Below are 24,827 nucleotides of genomic sequence, written 5' to 3'. Positions count from 1 at the left end.
GCGTGAGTCACTTCCTCGTCAGCTGTGAGGTAACAACGCCAAACTACCCCGCAATATTCGCGACACACCCGCAAAGCGCAATGGTTTCGATCGACGAACCGGCGTCAGGCGAACAACGCCAGCTGTGGGTCGGGCGTGTGCGATTCGGCGGCACGCACCTCGGGCTCGGCCTGCCGATCGCGGTTCAAACGGTGTTTTTCCAGTAGCGGCTCGATACGGCCGCGTAGCCACGCAGAGTACTCCGGTGTCACCGAAGTACCGCGACCATACAGTTGCCGGTAGCGTCGCAGCAGCGCCGGGTGGGCTTCGGCGAGCCAGTTCAGGAACCAGCCGCGGGTGGATCCGCGCAGGTGCATGGGGAAGGCCGTGACGCTCCCGGCCCCGGCGTCGGCGATGGCCTCGATGAGCTCGTCGAGATGCGCCTTGGAGTCGGTGAGGTACGGAATGATCGGGGCCACCATGACATTCACGTCGAACCCGGCATCGGCGAGGGCGCGCACCAGCTCCAGCCGCGCCCGCGGCGAAGGGGTGCCCGCTTCCAGGCCCTTGTGTAGCTCGGGATCGAGAATCGCGATGGAGACCGCGAGATGCACCGGCACCTGCTCCGCGGCCGCGGTGAGCAGCGGCAGATCGCGCCGCATCAGGGTGCCCTTGGTGAGAATGGAGAATCCGGTGCCGGATTCGGTGAGCGCGCCGATGATGCCCGGCATCAGCCGGTAGCGACCCTCGGCGCGCTGATAGGGATCCGTATTGGTGCCCAGCGCAACGACTTCCCGATGCCAGGAGCGTTTGCGCAACTCGCGGCGCAGTATCGGCACCACATTGGTCTTGACCACGATCTGGGAGTCGAAGTCCTCGCCGGCGTCCAGGTCGAGGTACTCGTGCGAGCCGCGGGCGAAGCAGTAGCGGCAGGCGTGCGAACAGCCGCGCATGGGGTTGACCGTCCAGTTGAACGGCAGGCCACCCCCATCGGGCACCTTGTTCAGCGCACTCTTGCAGAGCACCTCGTGGAACGTGATGCCCTCGAAGTCGGGAGTCTGTACGCTGCGTACGAATCCGGCACGTTCGAGCCCGGGCAGCGCGCCGTCATCGGCGTCCAGGGTCTGGCTTTGCCACCGCACCACCCAAGTCGAACATTTGTTCTACCAGCTGTCAAGCGATCTTCTGCGTGTCCACATCGATCGGCTTGCCGTTGTAGAAGTCGACCAGATCCCGAATGGTCTGCTCGGCGGGCCGCGGGCGGTAGCCGAGTTCCTCGGTTGCCTTGGCGTGCTCCACGATCGGGGCCGACAACAGCGCGCCCATGGCGGCCTTGGAGATGCGGTCGCTACCGAAGGCCTTGGCCACCGGCTCCATCACCGGCATGCAGGCGCTGATCACCTTGGTCGGAATCGCGAAGGCGGGCTTCATCTTTCCGTTGACCTCGGCCGCGGTGCGGGTGGCCTGGAACATATCGGTGAAGTGTCCGCCGAGCAGGTAGTTCTCGCCGGTGCGGCCGCGCTCGCCCGCGGCGATCAGGCCCGCGGCCACATCGCGCACGTCGACGAGGTCGAAACCGCCCTTGATCATGACCGGCACCCGGCCGCGCGCGGCGTCCCACAGGGTCTTGTTGATGCGCGAGTCGCTGTGGTCGACCGGGCCGTACACACCGGTCGGGTTGCAGACCACCGCGTCCAGACCCTTGTCGATGATCTTGCGCAGCTCGATCTCGCCCTGCCACTTGGAGCGGTCGTAGACCGGCAGGTCCGGATCGATCGAACGCGGGGAGCGCTCGTTGATGCGGCCGCCACAGCTGTACTGGTTGAACGCGTGGATCGAGCTGGTGTGCACCATGCGGCGCGCGCCGACCGCGAGGGCGGCATCGGCGACCACGCGCACGCCCTCGGTGTTGATCCGCCAGGCGAGATCGTTCTTGTGGGCGAGGGTGATGAGCGCGACCAGGTGGTAGACCACCTCGGCCCCGTCCAGGGTCTGACGCATCGACGCGGGGTCGAGCACATCGCCGCTCACCCAGGTGACGCCGGATTGGCTCGCGCCCTGGATTCGATCGATGGCTGTCACCTCGTGACCGCGATCCGTAAGCAGGCGAAGCAAATTGGTGCCAAGGAACCCGGCGGCGCCGGTGACTGCGACCTTCATGAAGACGAGAATATAGAACTTGTTCTAATTTGCAACAACATCCCGGTGACGGACCGGGTGCGGACGCCACGCCGACGTGGACGCTCGGTGGGATATATTCGGCTCCGCATGTCCATGACGATAGGGGGGCACTGAAATGGCCGAACTCTCGGTCGACACCGGCGCGGTCCGCACCTTCGCCACCGCACAGGATGGCGTCGCCGCCGACATCGCCGCGCAGGGGGGACTGGACACCGTCTCGCACGTCGCGGCCATGACGCCGGTCTTCGGACTCATCGGCGCGGACTTCCTGGCCAGCTTCGCGGTGGCCGAGCTACTGCACGATCGCGACATCAATGCCCTCTCGGGCCGCTTCGCGCAGCTGGGGCAGGCCGCATTCGGTTCCGCCGCCACCTACGACGCCACCGACGCCGAGCACGCGGCGGGCCTGAACCAGGCGGCAGGGCAGATCGGAATCCAGGCGTGAGGCCGATCGATTCGGGCGTCATCGGGCATGTCCAGCCGACCGGGCCCGCCACCGGCGTGATGGGAGCAGACACCATGAACGTGATCGGCCCACTGCCCACCGTGGCACTCGGCACTCTGCCCGAGGACGTACCCGGGTTCGAACCACCCGAATTCGCGTTGGCGCGCAAGGAGCTCGAGCCGGGCGGCAACGCCGCGACACCCACCGGAATGCCGGTGGGCGACAACCACTCCGGCGTCCTCGACGGTGCGGTCTCCCCCGTCCTCGACGGCGCGCACGGTGCGGTCTCGAACGCGCAGGGCGTGCTCGGCACCGCCCAGCAGGCCCTGGCCGACGCCCATACCGCGCTGAACAATGTCCCGGGCGCGATGGCCGCCGCGCAGACCGCGCTGTCGCAGGCCGCCGCGAATCCCGCCGCGCTGCTGCCCGCGCTGTCCGCCGATCCGGTCGGCGATCTGATGAAGGGTCTCGCGGTGCCCGCGATCCCGGGGATGGACGCGCTGTTCAAGCCGTTCCTGGAGCTGATCAACAGCTTCGGCACCGGCATCCTGGGCCAGTTCAATCCGACCACGCTGCTGAGCCAGGGCTCGAAGGTCATCGAGTCGGCGGTGCAGGTGGGCGGCGGTGCGCTCAAGACGGTCGAATCACTGTGGCAGGGCAAGGCGTCGCAGAGCGCGCAGGACGCGGGTCAGCAGGCGGGCAACCACGGACAGGAGACCTCGCAGCGCGGGTTCGATCTGTCCTCGATCACCAATCAGGCCGCGGCCGTGGTGCAGCGCGGCAATGTGCAGCTGACCGCGATCGCGCAGGCGTTCGCGGCCGAGGCCACCGCGATGGCCCCGCTGGTGCTCACGCCGGTCGGGCAGACCACGCTGATCGCTTCGGCGACAAGGCATCTGGGCGAGGCCGTGACGGTCGTCAACGCCACCCACGGCGAGCTGACCGGCTACACCGCGCAGGTACAGGGCATGATCGGTCAGCTGCTGGGCCAGAGCGGCGGCCCGAATCCGGCCGAGGTGGCGCAGTCGCTGGCCCAGAATGTCGGCCAGCCGATCCTGGAGCAGGCCAAGGGGCTGCTCGAAAGCGCTACGCAGGCAACACCTTCGGGCACCGATACCGCGCGCACCGATCCGGCCGCCGGGCTGGGTCCGGACACCACCGCGGCCGGTGTCGGCGGGGGTGGTGGCGGCGGTGCCGGTGGTGGCGGGGGCGGTCTCGGTGGTGGCGGCGGTATCGCGTCGACCCCGGGCGGCCCCGGATCCTCGGTGCCGGGCGGCAAGGTGGCGGCGACAGCGAGCCCGTTCGGGGCGGGCGGGACCGGGGTGCCCGGGATGGGCGGTCCGGCCGGTTCCGGGTTCATGGGTTCCCCGGCCGCGGCGGGTGCCGGCAAGGGTGGCGGGGACGCGCAGCACGGTCGCACCGTGCAGCCGCATCAGAGTCCCGATCTGGAGAGCGAATTGACCGGCAACCTGGGCACTTTCGCGCCGGGGGTGATCGGCGGAGCCGAGCAGCCCGACGAGGCCGAGACCACCGACTCCTGAACGAAGCAATGCCGCGGTGATCAGGACGGGTACCCCGATCACCGCGGCATCGGTGGAGGCCGATGTGCGGATGTACACCCCGCGGGCCGGCCACCGTTCATGGCGCGAACTCATTGCGCCGCAGTGGGTTACACCACGGTCGGACGAGTCTGCGCGTCGATTCCGCCGTCGATGACGAACTGGGCGCCGTGGATGAAGCCCGCCTGCGGGCCGACCAGGTAGGCGATCAGCGAGGCGATCTCCTCCGGCTTGCCGTTGCGGCCGATGGGGGCCACGAAGTTGCGGATCGCGTCACCGTAGCGCGGATCGTCCAAACCGGCTTGCAGCAAAGGGGTTTCGACACTGCCGGGCGCGACGGTGTTGAGCCGGACCCCGGCCGCGCCCCAGGTGACGGCCCGTTCGCGCACGGCCACGGTGACGGCGTTCTTGGAGGACGCGTAGGCGTAGTGCCCGGCGAAATCCCCGGCCTGGGCGAAGGCCTCGGCCTCGTTGCCCTTGGCGATCGGGTTGTCCTCCCACTTGATCTGGGTGGAGGCTACCGACGAAACCACCACGGCCGCAGCGTTTTCGCCCTTCTGCAGGGCGGGCAGGAACGCGTCCAGCAGGGCGACCGCGGCCCGGTAGTTGATCTCCACCACCAGGTTGGGGTCGGGCACCTGCGGGCCGACGCCCGCGCACAGGATCAGTCCGTCGAGGGCGCCGCCGGAGCGTTCCAGCACGGCCTCGACGGCATCCGCGCGGGCGGCGGGATCGGTGAGGTCGACGGTGATGTCGGCGTTGCGCAGGTCGATGCCGATGATGTCGTGCCCGGCGGCGCGCAGTGCGGCGGCGGTGGCCGCTCCGATGCCGGAACCGGATCCGGTGATGGCGATCGTCATGACGCCGATTAGAACAAGATTCAGATCCGCGAGGCAAGCCCCTATCGAGCGCATCTCAGCCACCGGGACGGCTACACACGGGCAGTCCCGACCTTCGATGCCAGTGTTGACGGCTCGCAGCGGGATCGGGATCAATCGATATCGGATCGCCGGATGTGGTGCTTCGGAGCGAGCCTGCGGCTAGCATCACTCACAGAACTAGAATCTGTTCTAGTTTTCGCACTGCTCACTGTCGAGAGGACGATCGATGCGCTTCACCTACGCGGAGGCGATGACCAACCCGGATTACTACATCCCCCTCGCACAGGCCGCCGAGGCGGCCGGTTTCCACAGCATCACCGTTGCCGACAGCATCGCCTACCCGGCCGAGTCGGATTCGAAGTATCCGTACAACGGCGACGGCAATCGCGAGTTCCTCGAGGACAAGCCGTTCATCGAGACGTTCGTGCTCTCGGCGGCCATCGCCGCGGCCACCACCACGCTGCGCCTGACGCCGTTCGTGCTCAAGCTGCCGATCCGCCCGCCGGTGCTGGTGGCCAAGCAGGCCAGTTCCCTTGCGCGCCTGAGCAACAACCGTTTCGCCCTCGGTGTCGGCATCAGCCCGTGGCCGGAGGACTTCGACATCATGGGTGTCCCGTTCGAGCGGCGCGGCAAGCGCATCGACGAGTGCATCGAGATCGTGCGCGGCCTGTCGAGCGGCGAGTACTTCGAGTACCACGGCGAGTTCTACGACATCCAGAAGATCAAGCTCACCCCCGCCCCCACCGAGCCGCTGCCGATCCTGCTCGGCGGCCACAGCGACGCCGCCCTGCGCCGCGCGGTCCGCCTGTGCGACGGCTGGATGCACGCGGGAGGCAAGGGTGACGACCTGGACAAGTACCTGGCGCGCATCAACGAGCTGCGGGCCGAGCGAGATGCCACCGGCGAGTTCGAGATTCACGCGGTCTCCCGCGACGGCTACACCCCCGACGGTGTCAACCGCCTCGAGGAAAAGGGCATCACCGACCTGATCGTCGGCTTCCGCAACTCCTACGCCAAGGAGCACGACACGGAAACCCTCGAGGAGAAGATCGTCAAGATCAACTGGTACGGCGAGAACGTGATCAGCAAACTCAGCTGATCTTGCCGAGGGCCGGTCAGGAACGCTTGGCGAAGCCCAGGTCGATGACGGCGTCGCGTTCGGCCGCGAGTTCGGCGACGCTGAGATCGATACGGCCACGCGAGAACTCGTCGATCGCGAGATCCGGGACGATGGTGTATTCGCCGTGGGCACAGGTGACCGGGAACGAGCTGATCAGCCCCTCGGGGACGCCGTAGGAGCCGTCCGACGGCACCGCCATCGAGGTCCAGTCGCCCGGCGCGGTGCCCAGGATCCAGTCGTGGATGTGGTCGATCGCGGCGCTGGCGGCGGACGCGGCCGAGGACGCACCGCGGGCCTTGATGATCGCGGTGCCACGCTGCTGCACCGTGGGGATGAAGGTGTCTTCGATCCAGGGCTGGTCGTCGATCACCTCGAGCGCTCCGCGGCCGTCCACGGTGGCGTGCGAGAGGTCCGGGTACTGCGTGGCGGAGTGGTTGCCCCACACCGTGATCCGGGCGATGTCGGCGGCGGCCGCGCCGGTCTTCTTCGCCACCTGGGCGATCGCGCGATTGTGGTCGAGCCGGGTCAGGGCGGTGAAGCGTGCGGCCGGGACGTCGGGGGCGTTGCTCATGGTGATGTAGGCGTTGGTGTTGGCCGGGTTGCCGACCGCCAGCACCCGGATGTCCTGGGCCGCATTGGCGTTGATGGCCGCGCCCTGGTCGGTGAAGATGGGGCCGTTGGCGGCCAGCAGGTCCGAGCGCTCCATGTTCGCGGTGCGCGGCCGGGCTCCCACAAGGAGAGCGACATTCGCGCCGTCGAAGCCGATCCACGGGTCGTCGGTGATGTCGATGCCGGACAGCAGCGGGAACGCGCCGTCCTCGAGTTCCATCGCGACGCCCTCCAGCGAACCGACAGCGGCCGGAATCTCGAGCAGCCGCAAGCGGATCGGGGTGTGTGCTCCGAGCAGCGCGCCGGAGGCGATGCGGAACAGCAGCCCGTAGGCGATCTGCCCGGCGGCCCCGGTCACGGTGACGGTCACTGGTGCGGCGTTGCTCACGACGTAACTCCTCGCGGGTGGTCGGGTCGATCCCGTTCTCACCCTAGCCACGCTCACCGGGCGCGCGCTGCACCGGTGAGCCGCACGTGAGCAATCAGACAGCCGCCGAGTTTCAGTGCGAGAGTTCGGCGATGTCGGAGTCGCGCAACACGATCGGCGCGGCGGAGTCGCGTTCGCGAACCATCCGGACCGCCCGGTACAGCGGACGCTGTTCGGCGACGGCGTCGCGGGCCTCGGCCCGCAACTGCTGCACCAGCACCTCGGAGATGGCCAGCGCCGCCGCGAGCGGGCAGGACGCCAGAGCGTCCGCGAGCTTGCGCAGCCCGAGGATGTGCAATTCGCGGCCACTGCCGGAATCGGTGTAGATGGCCAGCGGCACGATGCGCGTCTCGGGCTCGGTGGTCACCCGCAGCACGATGCGGCTGACCTTGCCCGCGTACACCAGGATCTCGACCCCGACCGCCGCGGCCAGGTCCACACTGCGCTCACCGCGCCAGGTCCGGGTGCGGATCACCGTGCCCGACAGCGTGATCCGCCGTCGCCGCACGGCCATCGAGTACAGCGCGGTGGGCAGCCCCAGCACCAGTCCGGCGGCCAGCGCGATCGGCCAGTGCACGAGCAGCGTCATCAGCAGCGCGACGCCGACGCCCACCCCGACCGCCGCGAGGGTGAGTCGCCGCAGCGCCGGGGCCAGCATCTCGGGTGCGACGAGATCCAGGCCGATCTCGCCGGACCCCGGTGTCGAATCTTGGTTCACAGTGCCGGGGACACTACCAGTGCCGGGATCCGGCGTCCGGTCAATCCTGTTGTCCCGCAAGGAAGGCCGTGACCTGCGCGACCACCTCGTCGAGCGGGAGCTGGCGCTGTTCGCCGTTGCCGAGATCCTTGAGCCCGATCTCACCGTCGGCGACCTCGCGATCACCGAGCACCAATGCCAGTCGCGCGCCGGACTTGTCGGCGGCCTTCATCGCCCCCTTCATACCCCGCCCGCCGTAGGCGATATCGGTGGGAATGCCCGCGGCGCGCAGCTCCCCGGCCAGCGCCACCAGGCGCGACTTGGCGATATCGCCGAGCGGGATGCCGAAGACCTGGATGCGCGGCGCGGTGACGGCGGTCTTGCCCTCGGCCGCGAGCGCGAGCACGGTGCGGTCCACGCCGATGCCGAACCCGATGCCCGAGAGCGGTTGTCCGCCGAGCTCGGCCATCAGCCCGTCGTAGCGCCCGCCGCCGCCGATGCCGGACTGCGCGCCCAAACCGTCGTGCACGAATTCGAAGGTGGTCTTGGTGTAGTAGTCGAGTCCGCGCACCATGCGCGGGTTCACCACGTACCGCACGCCGAGCCCGTCGAGGTAGCCGAGCACCTGTTCGAAGTGCGACTTCGCCGATTCCGACAGGTGGTCGATCATCAGCGGCGCGTTCGCGGTCATCTCCTTGACCTCGGGGCGCTTGTCGTCGAGCACGCGCAGCGGGTTGATCTGCGCGCGGCGGCGGGTCTCCTCGTCCAGCGGCAGCGCGAGCAGGAATTCCTGCAGCAGTTCGCGGTACTGCGGGCGGCAGGTGTCGTCACCGAGGGAGGTGATCTCGAGCCGGAAGTCGGTCAGGCCCAGCGTGCGGAATCCGGCGTCGGCGACGGCGATCACCTCGGCGTCCAGCGCCGGATCGTCGATGCCGATGGCCTCGATGCCGACCTGCTGCAGCTGCCGGTAGCGCCCGGCCTGCGGGTTCTCGTAGCGGAAGAAGGGTCCGGCGTAGCAGAGCTTCACCGGCAGCGCGCCGCGGTCGAGGCCGTTCTGGATGACCGAGCGCATCACGCCCGCGGTGCCCTCGGGGCGCAGGGTGAAGCTGTCGCCGTTGCGGTCGGCGAAGGTCCACATTTCCTTGGAGACCACGTCGGTGGACTCGCCGACGCCGCGCTTGAACAGGGCGGTTTCCTCGAAGATCGGCAGCTCGATGTGCCCGTATCCGGCCAATCGCGCGGCGTGTACGAGGCCGTCACGGACGGCGACGAACTCCGCGGACACCGGCGGAACGTAATCGGGGACCCCCTTCGGGGCACGGAAGCTGCTGGTCTTGGTCACGCTGGCAAGTTTCCACCACGCCCGTCCGCCAAGTCCAACCGGTAACCGGCCCGCCCGGGATATGTAGGTTTTTCTCAGCCAGTACAGGTAATGTCTGCCGCGGCCGCTGGGGCTGACGGCCGCAGTCTGTACAGATGTCGGATACCGACCGTTCACGGAGGGACTAGTTAGTGCCGAGCAATGAACAGCGACGCGCTGCAGCTAAGAAGAAGCTGGAGCGCCAACTGGCCAACCGTGCCACGAAGGCGCGCAAGCGCAAGCAACTCACCATTGCCGCCTCCGCGCTGGGTGTGGCGGTCGCGGTCGCGGCCGGTGTCGGCATCTACTTCCTGACCCGTGGCGACGATGCGAGCACCGCGAAGGCGTCGGAGTCTCCCGACGCGTCGCTGACCGCCGCTCCCCCGCCGGCCGCGAAGCCCAAGCCCGCCGCGGTGAGCTGTGAGTACCGCCCGGCGACGCGTCCGGCCGACAAGCCGGTCTCCGCGCCCGGGACCGCGAACATCTCGACCGCGGGTACGCCGAAGGTCACCATGAACACCAATCAGGGCGCCATCGGCATCACCCTGAATCCGGGCGAATCCCCCTGCACGGTCAACAGTTTCGAGAGTTTGATCAAGCAGAAGTTCTTCGACAACACCAGCTGCCACCGGCTGACCACCTCGAAGGGCCTGCAGGTCTTGCAGTGTGGTGATCCGACGGGTACCGGCATGGGCGGTCCGGGCTACCAGTTCGACAACGAGTACCCGACCGATCAGTACGCGCCGACCGATCAGGCCGCGCAGTACCCGGTGGCCTACAAGCGCGGCGTGATCGCGATGGCCAATGCCGGTCCGGATCAGACCGACGGCAAGGGCACCAACGGCAGCCAGTTCTTCCTGGTCTACGGCGACTCCCAATTGCCGCCGCAGTACACGATTTTCGGCACCATCGACGACGGCGGTCTGGCCACCCTGGACAAGATCGCGAAGGCTGGTGTCACCGGTGGTTCCGGTGACGGCAAGCCGACCGCCGATGTGAACATCCAGTCGGTCCAAATCAACTGACCAGCACGGTTTTTCGGGCCCGGCGCGTTTCGCGCCGGGCCCGTTCGTTTTCCGGCATTTTTCCGGTGGAAGCGGTGCCGAACCTTCGGTGTAAGGCTTTCCTAACCAAAGAAAATCCTGACTTTCCCCTGACGTGCCGGAATTGTGCGATATATGCTGAACCGCGACGCTCACGCACGGCGGTATCCGAGTTTTCGCTGGTAACCTCGTAGAACGGAGTACCAAGGCGTAGTAAAGCCCACCGGGTCACCCCCATCCGGGCCGTCCTCCGCCCCACGTTCTCCCGGTGTCCGCGTTTGCAGGCGGGACATGGCAATTCGAACCACCGTTCGTACCGCGATGTTCATGACGAAGCACCACCACCATCCATAGTGATCACTGCAGCATCGGGGAGCAGGCAATGGCCGAGGAACTCGACGACATCGGCCGCGAAACCGCGGCGATGATGAGGCAAATGTTGCAGCTCGCGACACTTGTCGCGCTGCGAACCCGGGAACGTGGCCAGAAGGAAGCGGAAGCCCGCGTCAAGGTCACCGAAGCCCGGCAGAAGGAAGGTCGCGAGCGGGTCCTGCGGGAAGCCGCGGACGCGAAGGCGAAAGATCCGCGCAATCTCGAACTCGCGCGCATGATCGAGAAGCCGCCGCTGGAAAAGGGTGTGTCACTGGAGAAGGACCGCTTCGCCGCCCAGGCGGAGTCCACGCGAATGGCCGCCACACAGGCTGCCAAGAGCAAGGGTCTGGTCCGTCACGACTCCGTGGAACGCCGCGCGGCGCTCGCGCAGCACCTGACCCGTATGGGTATTTCGCCTGAATTGGCTTCTGTCCGAATGCTTATGGAGGTCGGCCAGGCGCAGTCCGCGGCCGACGCGGCGCGTCTGCGCGAGCAGGCGACCGAGGTCGCACAGCGTCGCGCCCGTGAGGTCGACGCCCGGGCTCGCGAACGCGAGACCATCGCCCGCACCATCAGCTGAAAGTCGTTACGGCAGTCAGTATTTCGCATCGGTGTGGCGGATCGCAATCGAATTACGGTCCGCCACAATGCGATCCTCTAGCTCATCGCGAGATACGCTGTCTCACAGCCCCAGCGGTGGTTCGCTGAACATTCCGTCCTTCGGGGACTTCAACGGCAGCGGTGTCAGCATGTCCTTGTGCCCGTTGCGCACACTGCAGTACTTGAACGGCCCCTTGGGGTCGAACAGCTTCGCCATGTGCGCGTCGGCGTGATCGAGGAACCAGATGCTCAATCCCGTTTTGCCGTCACGCCGGTAGTGTTCCCAGGCGCGCCACAGCGCGTCCAACCGCGCCACCGCTTCGGCGTGCTGCCACCATTCCGGGCACCACACAGTGTCGCTGATATCGGTCACCTGCCGGCGGTACACGAGACTCAGGTAGTTCTCCACGAACTCGACCACGCTCGCGTACACCATCGGTTGTTGCTGCTGGTCGCTCACAGCGGGCGGACCTCCTCGATCGTTCCGGCCTCGTACCCCGGGTTCTGCTGCCCGGGCTTGATGAACGGGTCGCGTTCGTTGATCAGATCTTGAATCTCGGTCTTGCGCTGCGGAACCGGGTCGTGCGCCTTGATGGAGTTGCGCACCTCTGCCTCGAAATCGCCTTCCCACCACGGCACCGTGCGCACCAGCACCGCCGGCGTGGCGGAGGAGAACACGATGGCGCGACCGCGCGGCAGGGTGGCCAGCGCGTGCACGTTGAAGGTCTTCGAGGACCCCAGCGAACGCGAATAGCTCTTGCCGCCGGAGGATTCCGACACCGACTGCGAGATCGAGTCGTACTCGCCGATGGCCTCGGAGCGGTCCTGCAGGAACTTGATGTCGTCGACGCCGCTGCCGAGCACCTTGATGTTGGCGGCGGCCCACAGCGCCTCCATGCCGTCGACGCCCCAGCAGCGCGCGCCCTGCGCCCACGACTGCAACACCGTCATCACCACGATGCCGCGCGAGCCGAAGTGGCTGTACTGCTTGGGCAGATCCTTCCAGCGCACCACGTTGGCGGCCTCGTCGAGGACTGCCAGCAGCGGAATCCCCAGTCGCCCACCGGGTGAGCGCGAGGCCTGCCGCATGGCGACGTCGATGACCGCCTCGGTCAGCGCGCTCACCAGTGGCGAGGCCGAGCCGCGGCCCTCGAGGGAGAGGCTGTAGAGGGTGCCGTTGCGTTCGATGAAGTCGAGTTCGTCGAAGGCGTAGCGGTTCTCGCCCGGCGTGATCCAGGGATGCACGTTGGACAGCTGCAGGCAGCGGATCATCTTCTTGGCGGTGCCGAAAACGCCACTGCGGGTGCGCGGGTCGACGTTGTACTGCTGGGCCAGACCCGAGGCCATGAAGTGGCGGCCGGCCGCGCGCAGCACCTCGACGGGTTCGGTGTTGCCGGGATCGGTGACCCAGTCCCAGATCTGCACGATCGGCTGGTCGGCGAGCGCGGCGGCCAGGATGAGACCGGCGAGCAGGTCCTCTGCCTCCTGGTCGAAGAACGAGTCGCTCGAACTCTGGATGGCACCGGAGCTGTCGTCGGCGTCGGCGAAGTGTCCGGCCAGCCGGGCGGCGCGCATCTCCGAGCCGTCGTGGTGCGGGGCGACCCAGGCCAGCGGATCCCAGAACCAGCTCGGCGGTTCGTCGGCGACACCCTGCGGGTCGAAGACGTAGGTGCGAGAACCCTTGTGCTCGCGCACATCCCGGGTGGCGTCGACGACGTCGCGCTTGTTGGAGGTGACCAGCACCGGTCCGATGGCGGACAGGATGGCGGGCACCACCCGCGAGGTGGTCTTGCCCTGACGCGGTCCCCAGATGTCGATGTGGAGGTCCTCGTAGGAGCCGTAGATCATCTCGTTGTCGGCCACCGACATGCCGATGGGGACACCCGGGATCAGCGGATCACCGGGCTTCATCAGCGAATTCGGGATGTAGGGCGCGCCGGAGCCGTCCTTCTCGAGCGGGACGCCGATCTGCCCGGCCTTCTCGCGCACCCCGGCCAGCTTCAGCGACTTGATGGCGTCGCCGGTGCCCATGTGGTCGGCCTTGTCGTCGACCGGCAGTCGGCCCTTGCCCGCGGCTTCCTTGCGGCGCTTGCGGATCAGCACGTAGATCGCCGCCAGCACGATGACGAGCAGCACGATGAAGGTCGCGGGCGTCGGCCAGTGCAGTTCGCCCTTGACCAGGTGCACGACGATGGAGATCGGGTTGATCGGCAACTGCTGGCGCGGCGTGGAGAGCATGTTGCCCAATTGCACGGCCACCCACAGCGTTCCGAAAATCGCGAAACCCGCGTATATGAAGTGCAGTGTGGTGTCCGGACCCGGATCAGCGGGGTCCTTCACCGGTTGCTTCGCCATCTCTATCCTCCTGGGATGACCTGAAAGTGCTTGCCGTTCAACGGAATTCGTCGAGCAGCCAACCGCCCGTCGCGCCGCGCACCACGGTGGCGACCACGGTGGACGGTGGTAACGATTCCCGCTTGCCGCCCGGGTAGACGACCGTCTGCTCGATTCCGATCTTGTACTGCTGCCGGTTGGGGTCGGTGCCCGCCGGGGCCTTCTCCCCCGACGCGAACGCGAATGCCTCGACGTGCGCACCGGCCTTGGCCCACTCGGTCCAGCGTAGCGAGGGCCGCGGCGACTCGGTCACCGTGGTGGGAACGTCCACGGTGCGGATCAGGCTGGGCCCCAGCCATTTCCGGGCCCGCTTCAAGGCGTCACCCTCGGATTCGGTGGCCGGGTACCAGGTGTAGATCTGCTCGAGCGCGGTCACGGCGACACCGTCGGGGGTGGTGGGGTCCGGCGCCGGAGCATCCTCCAGCAAACGACTGGTGGACGTAGGGGGCTGTCCGGCAGACGGATCGGAGCCGCTGCCGCTCGTCGTGCCGCCACCGCCGCACGCGGTGGCCAGCAGTGCGGCGCTCACCACCAGCATCACCATCCCACTCGCGGGCCACACGCGCCGACGGCGCGCAACCGGGCCTTTAGTCCAGGCTAGTCGCTGTGGCCGGTACCCGGGCAATACCAGGGGTTTTCCCGGGTCGGCGTGTTCGATATCGTGGCATGCCCTCATATGCCGCGTTTGGCGTCGTGGAGCGTTTCCACCAGACTGCGGTTCATCTCGGCGGCCGCCGCGAGCTGCTGCTGCAGCAGAGCGACCTTGCGGCGCAACGCGATAGCGTCCATCCGCTCCAGGCCGGGGCTCTCGGCGGCGCGCACCCAGTTGCGCACCGAATTGGTGTGCACGCCGATCAGTTCGGCGACCACCCGGCATGCCTCCGATTCGGAGCGGAGCTTGCCGGTCAGTGAGACGACCTGTTCGACTGCGGCCTGGCGGACCTCCGGAGACACTCTCCGATACGACCGGTGCGGCATCATGCGGCACTCCCCTCGTCCGAGCCGCGGCGTGCGGTCGATTCGGTGAATTCGCTGAAACGCTGGTTGGTGTCGTGGATTCCGCTCTCCCGCTCGGAGATGGTGAACTCCATGTGGAACGGGATCCCGGGGCGGCGGTCCTCACCGATCTTGAGCAGGAACTTGCCGGTGCCGGGTGCGGGCGGGCGCTGTTGCCCGGGCTTGAGCGCCTCACCGGTCAGTGCCTGCGGCGCCGACCAGCTGGTGACCATCTCCTCCTCGGCGGAGGTGAAGGGCACGGTGGAGTCCAGTCGCGAGATCTCCTCGGCCGGCAGCGCGCCGAAGATCTTGGCGCGGGCGCGTTCCAGGAAGCCGAGGGCCTTGGCGATGGCGGCCTCGGAGCCCAGCGCCTGCAGGTCCTTGATGGTGTGGCTGATCATGATCAGCGAGGTGGCGATGCCACGCTGCAGGCGGGTCAGTTCGTCGACGCGGTCCACCATGAAGTCGCCCAGGCCCAGCACCTGCCACAGCTCGTCCATCACCACCTGGAAGTAGCGCTGCGGGCCCATCTTCGCGTCGGCGAGCACGTGCGCGGCCTCGACGGAGGCGAAACCGTCTGCCCAGCAGGCCAGCATGACCGCGGCCTTGAGCTTGCGGTCGCCGTTGGGGATGTGCGAGACGTCGATGCAGACCGCAGTGGCGGTGGTGTCGATGGGAGTCGTGGTGTGCCCGTTGAAGATCGCGCCGAACGGACCCTGGGTGAGGGCGCGCAGCGAGCGCCGCAGGCCCTTGATGGCCTCGTGGTACTCCTCCGGATTGTCCGCGCCCGCATCGAGTTGCAGGGTGTCGCCGCCGGTGACCACCACTTCGAGCAGGTCCTCGAGGATCGGCGGCTGTTCCGGGCCGAACTGGTTGCCCTCGCGGTAGAGGATGCTCAGCGCGGTGGAGATGAGCGTCTCCTCGAAGTCGCGCACTCGCGCGCCGCGCACCAGTTCCACCAGACCAGCCACCAGGGTGACCTGGCGGGCGCGCATCTCCTGCACGACCTGGGTCTGCAACTCCGGCAGCCCCTCCAGCATCGGCACGATCGTGCCCAGCACACCGGCGGCGAGCGGGTTCAGCTTGCCGTGGCCGTAGCCCAGGTCGATGACCTGTCCGCCGACCAGCTCCACCAGTTTGCGGTAGTCGGGCTTGACGTCGGCGAGGATCAGCGGCGTGATGCCCTGCGCGACACCGCCGAGCACGATCCGGCGCACCAGCGAGGATTTGCCGAAACCGTTGAGGCCCAGCACGAACAGGCTGGGCGCGGTGATGAAGCTGCCACGCATGAACCAGTTCATCGGGTCGAAGCAGACCGGTGCGCCGGTGTGCAGGTGCGACCCCAGCGGCGTCCCGATCAGCGGCGCGCCCGCGCCGACCGACCACGGCCACAGCCCCGCGACCTGCGCGGTGGTGGCCCGGTACTCGACCGGGCGGCCGACCACGTTCATCCGCCCGCCACCGGGGCCGATGTAGCCGCGATCGGTGAGTTGCGCTGTGGTGCGGTCGAATTCGTCGAAATTGCCGTACTCCTGGCGTTCCGCGCGCGCCGCGAAGTTGCGCCGTCGCAGCTCGTCGGTGTGCAGCCGGAAGGTGGCGATGGCCGCCCGGGGGCCGTTGCCCTCGCGTGCGGTGATCTCCAGCTTGGCGCGGGTCGCGTCGTCGAGCAGTTTCGGACCGGACTGCTTCTTCTTCGGCGTCTTGCGGGTCCCGACATTGGCGGCCGCCGACTCCGGCGCCGACCGCCGGGATCCGCGCTCCGACTTGCCTTTTCGCTCGGAGCCACGCGGGGTGTCCCCACCCCGGCCGCGCCGCGAACGCGAGGACTCCTCGCCTTCGGGCCGGACCGGACGGGCCCGCCCCGAGGCGGTCCGACGGCCTCCGTCGTTCCCGCGCTCCGGGTCCGCCGGTCGTCCCCGACCCTCGGCGGTCCTGCCGCGCCGGGCTTCCCGCTCCGGGTCGACCGGCCGACGCCGTTCGCGCCCGGTGGCGTCGCCACGAACGCCGGATTCGCCACGGGCGGCCCGCTGTTCGGGCTCACGCCGCGGTTCCCGCACCCCCGCCTCGGCGGCGCGCGCCGCGCGGCGTCCACTCTCCCCGCGGCGCGGCTCGGGCTCGCCGGGTTCGCCGCGGCGCTCCCGTAGTCCGGTGTCGCCGCGGCGCGGGTCACCCTCGCCGCGACTTCGCTTGCCGTCCATGCGCTCCCCCTCGGTTCGTTGCGATCCGCGTGATCGCTCCGTCCGCACCTCGAGCGCCCGTTCCCCGTGCTCGGTGTGGGTGGTGGCGGGCTCACCGATCGCGGTGGACCAGCTGCCCGCGGCTTCGCGCAGCGCATCCGACGAGGACAGCTCGTCGCCGCCCCGGCTCGGTGCCGCGGCGGCCGTCGGGTCGTCCGGTTCCAGAGCGGGCAGCGCGGGCCGCTTGCGCTTGATCGGCGCGCTGTCCCGACTCGCGGTGGATTCCGCTGTGCCCGAGCCGATTACGTGCTCGCCGCCGGTGACCGGGCCGCCGGTGGGAGCAGTTTCGCCGTGTTCGAGGAACGCCGCTTCCAGGGCGCGCGCCGCCTCCGCGGCGGCGGCGCTGGCGCGGTCGAGTTCACTCAACCGCCGCGCCTCGTGCTCGGCAGCCGGGTCGCCCGGGACATTCCATCCGATGGTGGTCTCGGACGGATCGCCCGCATCCGGCACGACGGCCGGAACCGCGGCTTCGACGGGCCCGGAAAGTCCACTGCCGCTGGGCAGTTCGGGCACGGGCGCGACCGCGGCGGCCGGAAGTGCCGGTGCCGCATCGCCGGTGGTCAGCTCGAGCTGACCGCTCGACAGCTCCGGCGGCGCCGAACCGTCGGCCGGTTGCAGCTCACCGAACTCCGCCGGGTAGTCGGCCGGAGGGTCGCGGCGCAGCATGCGGCGGTCGGGCAGGGTGCCGCGGCGCGGACGGTGCTCGTCACGGGCGACGCGAGAACCCGTGGGGGGCACGGGATCCGGGTCGGCATGGCGGGCGGGATCGTCCGCTTCGACGTCGCGTCGGCCACCGCGCCGGGTGGGGGCGGCGGTGCGGTCGCGGACCGAGGGGTCGAAGTCACGTGGCATGGTGGGTTACCCCGCAAGTGCTTTCGGAATGGTGGCGTGCTCGGGCAGGATCACGCCGCAGCCCAGCGAGGCCGCGAAGGCGGCGGCCTGGTAGCGGTAGCAGCGGCGGATCTTGAGGCGGGCCTGGGTCGAGAGGTCCCGGGTGATGGCCTCGATGCGCGGCAGATCGCCGCGCAGGGGTTCGGTGATGGTGACCAGCGCACCGAAGCGGGTGACGCCGTGGCCGCGGGCCTGCTCCTCGCGGGCCTGCTGGGTCGCCCCGACGCGCAGGGTGGCCGCGGCGGAGACGACGCCACGCTCGGATTGCTGTGCCACCAGGGCGTTCTTGAAGTCGTCGTCCACGATCTGGGCGGCGTCACCGGCGGAGTGCGGCCGGTACACGATGGTGATCCGCTTGCGCGGCACCTCCGGGTTCGGGGCCAGCAGGCGCTGCAGCACCCGCTCGTCGACCGCGCCCTCGGGGGCGGTGTCCATCTCCCAGGTGACCGAGCGGCCGCCGTCGTGGATGAAGTGGTCCCAGCGCTCCTCGTGCGAGACCGGTCCGGCGTCGGCCCAATCCAGGCCGTGCCCACCGGGTTCGCCCGAGGCCACCTCGAGGTCGGCCTGCGCGGCCGGGTCGTAGCTGCGCCGGATGAAGGAGATGATCTCGTCGGCGGCCATCGGCTGCGCGCGCACGCCCGCCTCGGCGAGCGCCGCGCAGATGCCCGGCAGGCGGCGGCCGATCTCGACGGCCTCCTCCGCGGGGTTCTTGCGGCGTTCGGCGGTGGTGGCCTTGAAGGTGATGGCCACCCGCGGCAGCAGCTGCACCCGCTCCTGCGGCAGTTCGGTCGCCAGCTCGTACATCACCTGCTGCGCCAGCTCGGGCGCTTCGGGCCGGGTGATGGTGGAAACCTCGGTGAGCAGACGGTTTCCGGTCTCGGGCACGGTGTCGATGACCGGCACCACCGCCACGATGTCGGAGGTCTGCCCCAGCGACGCCAGGAAGGTGCCCCACGCGCCGACCCACCGGTCGATGACCGGCTGATCGACGGCCTCGTGGCCCTGCGGCCAGGCCCGCAGCACCACGGTGTACTGCGCGAACTGCGGTAGGTGGATCATGCCGAAGCTGTAGCCGCCCGCGTCGATGCCCTCGTAGAGCCGCGAGGGCGCCATCAGACCCGGCAGCCGGGTGACGCCACCCGGGATCCGGGAGAAGCGGCCACCGCGGTACACGTGCTCGCCGTTGGAACGGCCGCGCAACCAATGGAACATCATCAATCCGTTCTCGTAGCCGGAGCGGCCCCCCGTCCGCCACACCAGTGGAACCATCACGACCAGGCCGACCCCGGCGACCACCGCGGCCGGTTGCGGTCCGGCCACCAGCGCCGTGAGCAGCGCGGTGATCACCACGGCGAAACCGACCACAGTCTCACCCCAGCGCAGGCCGAAAAGTCCTGCGCTGCGGGGCTTCTGCCACAGGCCGTACGAGCGGCGCTCGTAGGTGTCGGTCATCGTCATCGCGGAATGGTGCTCCTGCCGAGGTCGGGTGAACGGTTGGCCCAGCTGTCACCGGCGAGGTCGCCCGCCTGGTTCTCGGCCCGGCCCAGCGACGCGGTCGCCGCCCGCACCTGGGCGACCCGGTTGGCCACGCGGGACGCGCCTGACGGTACTGCGCCGCCCCCGCCGGAAGCCGCAGGACTCGCGGCACCACCGCCGCCTCCGCCACCGGCGGGGCGTGGTGGCGGGGTGGGACGTCCGCCGCCGCCCGATCCGCCGCCCGGCGCACCGGGACCGCCGGGTCCCGGACGGCCACCGCGGCCACCGGGTCCGACGTATCCGGCCGCGCCGGTCGCGGCGCGCGGTGCGACCGCACGGGAACCGACCGCACCCAGGGCCGCGATACCGACCAGGGTGCCGGTGGTGGCGGCCAAACCCGAACCGCCGCTACCGACGATGGCCACCGCCGGGGTGACCAGGCGCATCAGCGCGGGCAGCACGAACGCCACACTGCACAGCAGCACGATGGCGACCAGCATGCGCTGGGCCTCGTCCGCGTCGGGCAGGTTGACGGTGCCGCTCAGGTCGTCGGTGTTGCCCGCGGTGGTGAAGGCGATCATGTACACGATCGCGGCCACCGGCTTGTAGAGCATGAACGCGATGATCCAGCCCAGCAGCTTCCCGTAGGAGCTGCGCCCGGTCGAGGTGCCGGAAGCGGCTGCCGCCAAGGGCAATACACCCGCCGCGACGACCAGCAGGCCCTGGCGCACGATGGCCAGCACGATCTGCGCGAGCGCGCCCAGCAGTCCGACGATGGCGATGATCAGCACCAGGCCGGGCGAGAACGCTTGCAGCTTGGAGGTTTTCACCATCAGCTCGGCGATGTTCTTGGCATTGCCGTTGGTGGAGTCGTTGATGATCCACTCGGAGAACTTGTCCGAGGCCTGGGTGGCGGCCACGATCACCGCGCCCAGCATCCACGAGCTGAACACCACTCTGGCGAACATCCAGAACGATTCGGTGGCCTCGCTGACCGCGGCTCCGCGTCTGGCCTGCGCCAATCTCATGCCCGACAGGATCACCGACACCATCAGCAGCAATATCTGTGCCTGATAGGTGTAGTCGTTGATCTTGGTGAACAGGGTGCCCGCGTCACTGACTCTGTCGTTGGGGATCTTCATCCAGAACGTCAGCGCCAGCAGCAGGGCCTCGCCCAGGCCGTTCATCAGCGAGTCCACCACCTTGCCGAAGGTGGAGTCCCACGCCTTGTCCCGCACGGCGGTCGCGGCGTCACCCGGGTGGGTGGCGACGTTACCGGCCTTGCAGGCGGCCGAGGCGGCGTCACCGAGCGAGATGCCCGGCACGCCCAGCCCGTCGAGGGAGTCGTGTAATTCGTTGCAGGCCTGATCGAATCCGTAGGTCTGCCCGTAGGCGACCGTCGGGGTCGCGATCATGACGGTGAATACGACCGCGAAGATCGTGACTATCCGCCTCAGCATGTGGTCCACCTTTCGATGGGTCGCGATGCCATGTCATCCTCTGATTCGGGGCTCGCCGCGCTGTGCTCGACCTCCGCGTGCGGATTCACCATCGGGTCCACCCCGCCAGCGAATCCACGTACTCGGTCTGCGCGGTATTCGAGGTCGAGGGCTTGAGGCGCCAATCGCCCGAGTCCCAGACCATGATCAATCTCACGGCAGCCCAGAGCTGCCGACCATCGGACGCCGGGCCCCGTGCGGCCAGCCGCACGATCGCCATGTCGTCGGCGTAGTTCTCGATCTGGAAGCCGTCGGGCGCCACCAGATATCGGGTGACCTTCTCGGGCTGCTGTTTGGGCAGCTTCTGATCGGCCAGCGCCTGGTCGTAGGCGGCGGCCTGCTGGGCTGCCACCCGTACCTGACGCACATAGAGCTCCCGGTCCGCGGGCCGGGCATTGAGTCGATAGGTGATCTGCGCGGCGGCCAGCGCCGCACCCTGCGGGGTGTGCGAGTACCCCACGGCCAGACCGTCTTCCAGGCGGGTGGGACCGTCCGAGGTGGAGAAGGGCACGGACGCGCCGTACACCCGCTGCCAGCCGTGCGGCGCGGTGGTGCCGAGCGGAGCGGCGGTCAGCCAGTCCTGGTCGGTGGCCTTGCGCTGCTTGGACGTGTCCTGCGGAAGCGGTTGCCCCGCAGGGTTGTTCGGGACATCGACGCGACGACCGAACAGGTCGACGTCGGGCGCGGCGAATCCGGTCGCGTCCGAGTCGGCCGAAACCGAGGTCGTACCGGCGCTGCTCGCGCTCGGCGTGTCACTGCGCCCGAAATACACCACCAGACCCGCGATGACGATCACCGCCACCAGGGCCGCCGAGGCGATGACGCCGAACGAGACCCGGTCGCGCTCCGGCGACTCCTTCTCGCTCATCGAACCGCCTCCGAAGTGTGTGTGCGATTGGACAATTCAGCAGCCCGTGCCCGTCAGGTCGGCAGCAGGGCCAGTGCGATGCCGCTGGCCGAACTCGCCATGATCGCGCCCAGCAGGCTCATCACCACCCCGTGCGTCGCGTCGTTGGCGGCCAGGTCGTCGCGGAACGCGTACCAGAGCCGTCCGGCCGAGAGGATCATCCAGGCCAGACAGAACAGCAGCACGCACCACAGCAGCCAGTCGATGAGCTGCATCATGGGTCGCAGCACGTCGGCCGGCATCTGCTTGTAGGACAGAACCGTCACGGTGTCGAGAGCTGGCGCCACCAGCATGGCGGACACTAGGTGATCACAGCGTTCATGATCGTGCCCGCACTCGTGGCGATGATCCCTCCGATCATGGCCCCGGCCACCATCTTCGGCGACTCCAAACCGCCTCCCGTCCACTTCTCCCAGGCGAACCGGCCGCCCGCGTAGGTGATCCCCAGAATTCCGGACAACAGAACGAACCAGGTGAAGTACCGAACCAACTTCAACAACTTGTCCGACGCGGGCGGGGCCTCGGGGGTCGGATTCCCGACCTGAGCGAGGATCTGCCCGTACGCGTCGTGTACGGCGAGGAGCATGCTCATTGTCTGTCCTTCTCCAAAAGCGAACTGCTAGTAACAATCTCGCCGATCACCGGTCCTGCCGTCCAACCGGCGCCGACTTCTCCTTCGGGAAACTGCACTTTCATTCCCCCTGACGGGGAAAACTTTGGGGCACAGCGGGATCCGCCTGTGTTCACGATCACTCCTCCGCTTCCCGGTCACCGGCGCGGGGCGCGTCGAGCGCCTCCTGCGCGGCGGCCACGATGCCGGAGCCGAGTTCGCGCACATCGGGCGTGATCTCCTGCAGCGGATCGGATTTGCGCTTGCGCTGCTGCGGCAGCGGGTCGCCGGGCGACCACACCGGCAGCTGGTCGGCCTCGACGAGGGTCCACTCCTCATGCCACGGCACCTGCCAGACCTGACCGGCCAGCGAGCCGACCACGTCGCGGTAGCGGCGGATCTCGACGGGGATGCGCCCGGGGCGCGCGGCGACGGTCACCAGGCCCAGCACCTGGCACGAACCGGCCAGTCCGGCGTGATGCTGGCGCAGCAGATCGTGGGCACGGGTGAGTCCGGCGATGGTTTCGCGTGCGACCAGCACCACGAACGGCGATTCGCGGTCGAAGACCCCGGGCCAGCGCCGGTAGGAGTCGGCGGCCGGGGCGAGCACGTGCGCCAGGGTGGTCGCGCCCGACCCGCCGTGTACGCCCAGCAGCCAGACGAGCGGGGCTCGTCCGCCGCCGGGTACGGGGCGGTCCCAGATCGGCGCCCGGCGATGCTCCGGCGGCGGCACCACACCGGCCGCCGTTGCGGCCGCTGCGGTGGATCTCTGGGCGGAGGTTCGGCGTTCCTTCATGGCTGCGGTCATGATGCCACTCCAGCAAGCAGGCGGCGATACGCCCGGCGTGTCTCGGCGGACAGGTTGCTGTGCCGCACCAATTCTCCCCGGGCGAGGTGTGGGTCATAGGGTATCTCAGTCACTTCGGCGACCCACCCGTCCAGATGCTCCCGCAAATGATCAGCGACCCGAGAATCGCTGCCCGGCAACTGATGTGACACGACAATCGTGGTGTCGCCGACGATCCCGGCGCCCTGCCCCTCGCCCTGTCCACCGAACTGATCGTCGAGCCACTCGAGCGTCACGCGCAGCCGGTTGGCGGCGTCCACGCGGGCCGGGATCGCCAGCACCAGAGCGATATCGGCGTCCTCGAGCAACGGGCGCAGATGCCGGCTGGCGATCGGATTGCCACCGTCGTACACCGGCGTATATCCGGAATCGTCGATGGCCCGAGCGACCGTGAGGTACGTTGCGCGCCTACGCAACGGCGCCGGATCGCGCCACAGCAGACCGATTCCGGAGGTGGCCCGCGAGAGGCATTCTTTGAGCGGCGCGGCCTCGTCGTCACCGCGGCCGTAGAGCCAGGCCTGCAGGCTGATCGGGCTCAGGTGCTCGTCAGCGCCGCGCAGGGCGAGATCGCTGCCCGCGAAAGTGCCGTCCACGGCGACGGTTTGGGCGCCACCGGCGGCCATCTCACCGGCGATGCCGAGGGCGGTGGTGGTGGTGCCCGCGCCGCCGCAGCCGCCCACCACGAGGATCGGGCGTGGTTGCGGTCCGGCCTCGCCGGAGTCACCGCGGCGTTTGCGCAAGCGCACCACCGGAGCCTTGGAACGCGCGGCACGGCTCGGCGATTCGCCCTCCTCGGGCACCTCGTCGAGCCAGCGGCTCCAGTCCTGATCCATGGTTCTCAGCTCTCCTCTTATCCGGCCGGAATGCCCGCAGTGGGACCATGGTCGCCGATGATCGCGATGGCCGTCATTTCGTTGTACGCCGCCACGGCTGGAACCGGGCCGGAATGTGTATGCGCCGCCGGGGTGCCGAGGGATTGCGCGCTGCCGCCGTGCGAATTCAGCACATAGAGAGCAAACCCACCGGCAATTGCTAGCAATAGGACAGCAACAACTAGGAACGCCAGCGCGAAAAGCCGTCTGCGCGCGAACACCTCGCGCCCCGGCGCAGCCTCGTCGGCGATCGCGTCGAGCAGCTCGGACGCGCGGTCCGGCGCAGCCGTGGCCGTCGAGCGAGACGTGCTCGCGGCCTTGGCCCGCGGTGCGTCATCGCCCGGCTCGTCCCCGGATTGACCACTGCCCCAGGGGAACTCGACGACGGTGGAATCACGCTCACTCGATTGCGGTGAGTACGAACCGGTCTCGCCGTCACGCATCCAGTCCGACCAGGCGCCGTTGTAGTGGCTGCGCCGCAGCACGGAGTCGGGGACGGGCGGGATCTCGAGTTCGGGTTCCTCGTCGCGAATGTAGTGCGGAAACCGCGCGGGGCCGTCCTCCTCCTCGAAAGCCGAGTCGTCGCCGGGCTGCTCAGCGGGGGTGGCATCGGCCGACGGTTCCATCGAGGGGTACCAGCGAGAGACTTTTTTGTACGACTTCAACATTCCCGGCTCGGGCACGTCGCTCTGCATCGTCTGACCCTCTCGGCGGTCGGTCGTAGCGGACGGTCTGTTGTCGTCGAAATCGGGTTGCTGCCGGGGCCTTGCCTGCGGACGGTCCCAATCGGAAATTCTCTCTCGAGAACAGGATTCCTACGACTCG

24 protein-coding genes are annotated in these 24,827 nt (G+C 68.6%); 5 read left to right on the top strand and 19 right to left on the bottom strand.

The features are described from left to right. Positions 1–104: 104 nt before the first annotated feature. Complete coding sequence (locus OG300_RS07345; RefSeq protein WP_405493459.1) at positions 105–1,121, bottom strand: Rv2578c family radical SAM protein; 1,017 nt, start codon at positions 1,119–1,121, stop codon at positions 105–107. Between the two features lie 31 nt (positions 1,122–1,152). Next, positions 1,153–2,139 carry an NAD-dependent epimerase/dehydratase family protein gene (locus tag OG300_RS07340; protein ID WP_405493457.1) on the bottom strand — a complete coding sequence of 329 codons (987 nt, stop codon included), beginning with the start codon at positions 2,137–2,139 and terminating at the stop codon, positions 1,153–1,155. 136 nt (positions 2,140–2,275) lie between these two features. Here OG300_RS07340 and OG300_RS07335 point away from each other — a divergent pair, with 136 nt between their 5' ends. Both OG300_RS07335 and OG300_RS07330 read left to right on the top strand, forming a co-directional pair. Then, a complete protein-coding gene (locus OG300_RS07335) occupies positions 2,276–2,605 on the top strand; it encodes a type VII secretion target (protein ID WP_405493455.1) in 330 nt (109 codons plus the stop codon). Continuing rightward, the gene (locus OG300_RS07330; protein ID WP_405493453.1) at positions 2,602–4,146 is read left to right on the top strand and encodes a hypothetical protein; all 1,545 of its coding nucleotides are present in this window, start codon (positions 2,602–2,604) and stop codon (positions 4,144–4,146) included. The genes OG300_RS07335 and OG300_RS07330 overlap by 4 nt, the downstream gene beginning before the upstream one ends. Positions 4,147–4,274: 128 nt before the next feature. On the opposite strand, the gene OG300_RS07325 is transcribed toward OG300_RS07330, so the two are convergent. Then, positions 4,275–5,024, bottom strand: coding sequence for an SDR family oxidoreductase (locus OG300_RS07325; protein ID WP_405493451.1), 750 nt, complete (start codon positions 5,022–5,024; stop codon positions 4,275–4,277). 247 nt (positions 5,025–5,271) lie between these two features. Here OG300_RS07325 and OG300_RS07320 point away from each other — a divergent pair, with 247 nt between their 5' ends. Further along, positions 5,272–6,144, top strand: a complete 873-nt coding sequence (locus OG300_RS07320; protein ID WP_405493449.1) for a TIGR03619 family F420-dependent LLM class oxidoreductase — start codon at positions 5,272–5,274, stop codon at positions 6,142–6,144. A 16-nt stretch (positions 6,145–6,160) separates the two neighbouring features. Here the strand turns inward: OG300_RS07320 and OG300_RS07315 are convergent, their stop codons facing one another. From OG300_RS07315 to hisS, 3 genes are all read right to left on the bottom strand, one after another. Beyond that, on the bottom strand, positions 6,161–7,162 hold the full coding sequence (locus OG300_RS07315; RefSeq protein WP_405493447.1) for a malate dehydrogenase: 1,002 nt from the start codon (positions 7,160–7,162) through the stop codon (positions 6,161–6,163). 112 nt (positions 7,163–7,274) lie between these two features. Continuing rightward, positions 7,275–7,919: a hypothetical protein gene (locus OG300_RS07310; RefSeq protein WP_405493445.1), complete on the bottom strand. Its 645-nt coding sequence runs from the start codon at positions 7,917–7,919 to the stop codon at positions 7,275–7,277. A 40-nt stretch (positions 7,920–7,959) separates the two neighbouring features. Continuing rightward, positions 7,960–9,240 (bottom strand): histidine--tRNA ligase, encoded by a 1,281-nt coding sequence (gene hisS, locus OG300_RS07305; RefSeq protein WP_405493443.1) that lies wholly within the window; start codon positions 9,238–9,240, stop codon positions 7,960–7,962. Between the two features lie 170 nt (positions 9,241–9,410). On the opposite strand from hisS, the gene OG300_RS07300 reads away from it, so the two are divergent. Continuing rightward, positions 9,411–10,283 (top strand): peptidylprolyl isomerase, encoded by an 873-nt coding sequence (locus tag OG300_RS07300; protein ID WP_405493441.1) that lies wholly within the window; start codon positions 9,411–9,413, stop codon positions 10,281–10,283. A gap of 400 nt (positions 10,284–10,683) precedes the next feature. Continuing rightward, complete coding sequence (locus tag OG300_RS07295; protein ID WP_405493439.1) at positions 10,684–11,253, top strand: hypothetical protein; 570 nt, start codon at positions 10,684–10,686, stop codon at positions 11,251–11,253. 102 nt (positions 11,254–11,355) lie between these two features. On the opposite strand, the gene OG300_RS07290 is transcribed toward OG300_RS07295, so the two are convergent. The 13 genes from OG300_RS07290 to OG300_RS07230 form a co-directional block, all read right to left on the bottom strand. Next, complete coding sequence (locus OG300_RS07290; RefSeq protein ID WP_405493437.1) at positions 11,356–11,733, bottom strand: DUF4913 domain-containing protein; 378 nt, start codon at positions 11,731–11,733, stop codon at positions 11,356–11,358. Next, positions 11,730–13,628 carry a TraM recognition domain-containing protein gene (locus tag OG300_RS07285; RefSeq protein ID WP_405493435.1) on the bottom strand — a complete coding sequence of 633 codons (1,899 nt, stop codon included), beginning with the start codon at positions 13,626–13,628 and terminating at the stop codon, positions 11,730–11,732. Before OG300_RS07285 ends, OG300_RS07290 begins: the two co-directional genes overlap by 4 nt. Positions 13,629–13,665: 37 nt before the next feature. Then, positions 13,666–14,205, bottom strand: coding sequence for a hypothetical protein (locus OG300_RS07280; RefSeq protein ID WP_405493433.1), 540 nt, complete (start codon positions 14,203–14,205; stop codon positions 13,666–13,668). 134 nt (positions 14,206–14,339) lie between these two features. Beyond that, a complete protein-coding gene (locus tag OG300_RS07275; RefSeq protein ID WP_405493431.1) occupies positions 14,340–14,621 on the bottom strand; it encodes a transposase in 282 nt (93 codons plus the stop codon). 23 nt (positions 14,622–14,644) lie between these two features. Continuing rightward, positions 14,645–17,752, bottom strand: a complete 3,108-nt coding sequence (locus tag OG300_RS07270) for a hypothetical protein (protein WP_405493429.1) — start codon at positions 17,750–17,752, stop codon at positions 14,645–14,647. 6 nt (positions 17,753–17,758) lie between these two features. Continuing rightward, entirely contained in the window at positions 17,759–19,249 is a 1,491-nt protein-coding gene (locus OG300_RS07265) for an SCO6880 family protein (RefSeq protein ID WP_405493427.1), read from the bottom strand. Then, positions 19,246–20,727: a hypothetical protein gene (locus OG300_RS07260; RefSeq protein ID WP_405493425.1), complete on the bottom strand. Its 1,482-nt coding sequence runs from the start codon at positions 20,725–20,727 to the stop codon at positions 19,246–19,248. Before OG300_RS07260 ends, OG300_RS07265 begins: the two co-directional genes overlap by 4 nt. An 85-nt stretch (positions 20,728–20,812) precedes the next feature. Continuing rightward, positions 20,813–21,634 (bottom strand): hypothetical protein, encoded by an 822-nt coding sequence (locus tag OG300_RS07255; protein ID WP_405493424.1) that lies wholly within the window; start codon positions 21,632–21,634, stop codon positions 20,813–20,815. Positions 21,635–21,687: 53 nt separating this feature from the next. After that, on the bottom strand, positions 21,688–21,966 hold the full coding sequence (locus tag OG300_RS07250) for a hypothetical protein (RefSeq protein ID WP_405493422.1): 279 nt from the start codon (positions 21,964–21,966) through the stop codon (positions 21,688–21,690). An 8-nt stretch (positions 21,967–21,974) separates the two neighbouring features. Continuing rightward, positions 21,975–22,265, bottom strand: coding sequence for a hypothetical protein (locus OG300_RS07245; protein ID WP_405493420.1), 291 nt, complete (start codon positions 22,263–22,265; stop codon positions 21,975–21,977). Positions 22,266–22,422: 157 nt separating this feature from the next. Then, the gene (locus OG300_RS07240) at positions 22,423–23,091 is read right to left on the bottom strand and encodes a hypothetical protein (protein WP_405493418.1); all 669 of its coding nucleotides are present in this window, start codon (positions 23,089–23,091) and stop codon (positions 22,423–22,425) included. Beyond that, on the bottom strand, positions 23,088–23,963 hold the full coding sequence (locus tag OG300_RS07235; protein WP_405493416.1) for a MinD/ParA family protein: 876 nt from the start codon (positions 23,961–23,963) through the stop codon (positions 23,088–23,090). The genes OG300_RS07240 and OG300_RS07235 overlap by 4 nt, the downstream gene beginning before the upstream one ends. A 17-nt stretch (positions 23,964–23,980) precedes the next feature. Beyond that, the gene (locus OG300_RS07230; RefSeq protein WP_405493414.1) at positions 23,981–24,628 is read right to left on the bottom strand and encodes a hypothetical protein; all 648 of its coding nucleotides are present in this window, start codon (positions 24,626–24,628) and stop codon (positions 23,981–23,983) included. Positions 24,629–24,827: the final 199 nt, after the last annotated feature.

The sequence above is a fragment of the Nocardia sp. NBC_00511 genome, assembly GCF_045161165.1.
GTDB lineage: Bacteria > Actinomycetota > Actinomycetes > Mycobacteriales > Mycobacteriaceae > Nocardia.
The sequence above is the reverse complement of the archived record's forward strand: the minus strand, read 5'-3'. Positions and strand labels throughout refer to the sequence as shown.

What these genes read in the sequence shown, in the direction of transcription:
- OG300_RS07340 (WP_405493457.1), bottom strand. Translation starts at nt 2,139, where the DNA reads ATGAAGGTCGCAGTCACCGGCGCCGCCGGGTTCCTTGGCACCAATTTG.
- OG300_RS07335 (WP_405493455.1), top strand. Translation starts at nt 2,276, where the DNA reads ATGGCCGAACTCTCGGTCGACACCGGCGCGGTCCGCACCTTCGCCACC.
- OG300_RS07325 (WP_405493451.1), bottom strand. Translation starts at nt 5,024, where the DNA reads ATGACGATCGCCATCACCGGATCCGGTTCCGGCATCGGAGCGGCCACC.
- OG300_RS07320 (WP_405493449.1), top strand. Translation starts at nt 5,272, where the DNA reads ATGCGCTTCACCTACGCGGAGGCGATGACCAACCCGGATTACTACATC.
- OG300_RS07295 (WP_405493439.1), top strand. Translation starts at nt 10,684, where the DNA reads ATGGCCGAGGAACTCGACGACATCGGCCGCGAAACCGCGGCGATGATG.
- OG300_RS07285 (WP_405493435.1), bottom strand. Translation starts at nt 13,628, where the DNA reads ATGGCGAAGCAACCGGTGAAGGACCCCGCTGATCCGGGTCCGGACACC.
- OG300_RS07280 (WP_405493433.1), bottom strand. Translation starts at nt 14,205, where the DNA reads ATGCTGGTGGTGAGCGCCGCACTGCTGGCCACCGCGTGCGGCGGTGGC.
- OG300_RS07270 (WP_405493429.1), bottom strand. Translation starts at nt 17,752, where the DNA reads ATGCCACGTGACTTCGACCCCTCGGTCCGCGACCGCACCGCCGCCCCC.
- OG300_RS07265 (WP_405493427.1), bottom strand. Translation starts at nt 19,249, where the DNA reads ATGACGATGACCGACACCTACGAGCGCCGCTCGTACGGCCTGTGGCAG.
- OG300_RS07260 (WP_405493425.1), bottom strand. Translation starts at nt 20,727, where the DNA reads ATGCTGAGGCGGATAGTCACGATCTTCGCGGTCGTATTCACCGTCATG.
- OG300_RS07255 (WP_405493424.1), bottom strand. Translation starts at nt 21,634, where the DNA reads ATGAGCGAGAAGGAGTCGCCGGAGCGCGACCGGGTCTCGTTCGGCGTC.
- OG300_RS07250 (WP_405493422.1), bottom strand. Translation starts at nt 21,966, where the DNA reads ATGCTGGTGGCGCCAGCTCTCGACACCGTGACGGTTCTGTCCTACAAG.
- OG300_RS07245 (WP_405493420.1), bottom strand. Translation starts at nt 22,265, where the DNA reads ATGAGCATGCTCCTCGCCGTACACGACGCGTACGGGCAGATCCTCGCT.
- OG300_RS07240 (WP_405493418.1), bottom strand. Translation starts at nt 23,091, where the DNA reads ATGACCGCAGCCATGAAGGAACGCCGAACCTCCGCCCAGAGATCCACC.
- OG300_RS07235 (WP_405493416.1), bottom strand. Translation starts at nt 23,963, where the DNA reads ATGGATCAGGACTGGAGCCGCTGGCTCGACGAGGTGCCCGAGGAGGGC.
- OG300_RS07230 (WP_405493414.1), bottom strand. Translation starts at nt 24,628, where the DNA reads ATGGAACCGTCGGCCGATGCCACCCCCGCTGAGCAGCCCGGCGACGAC.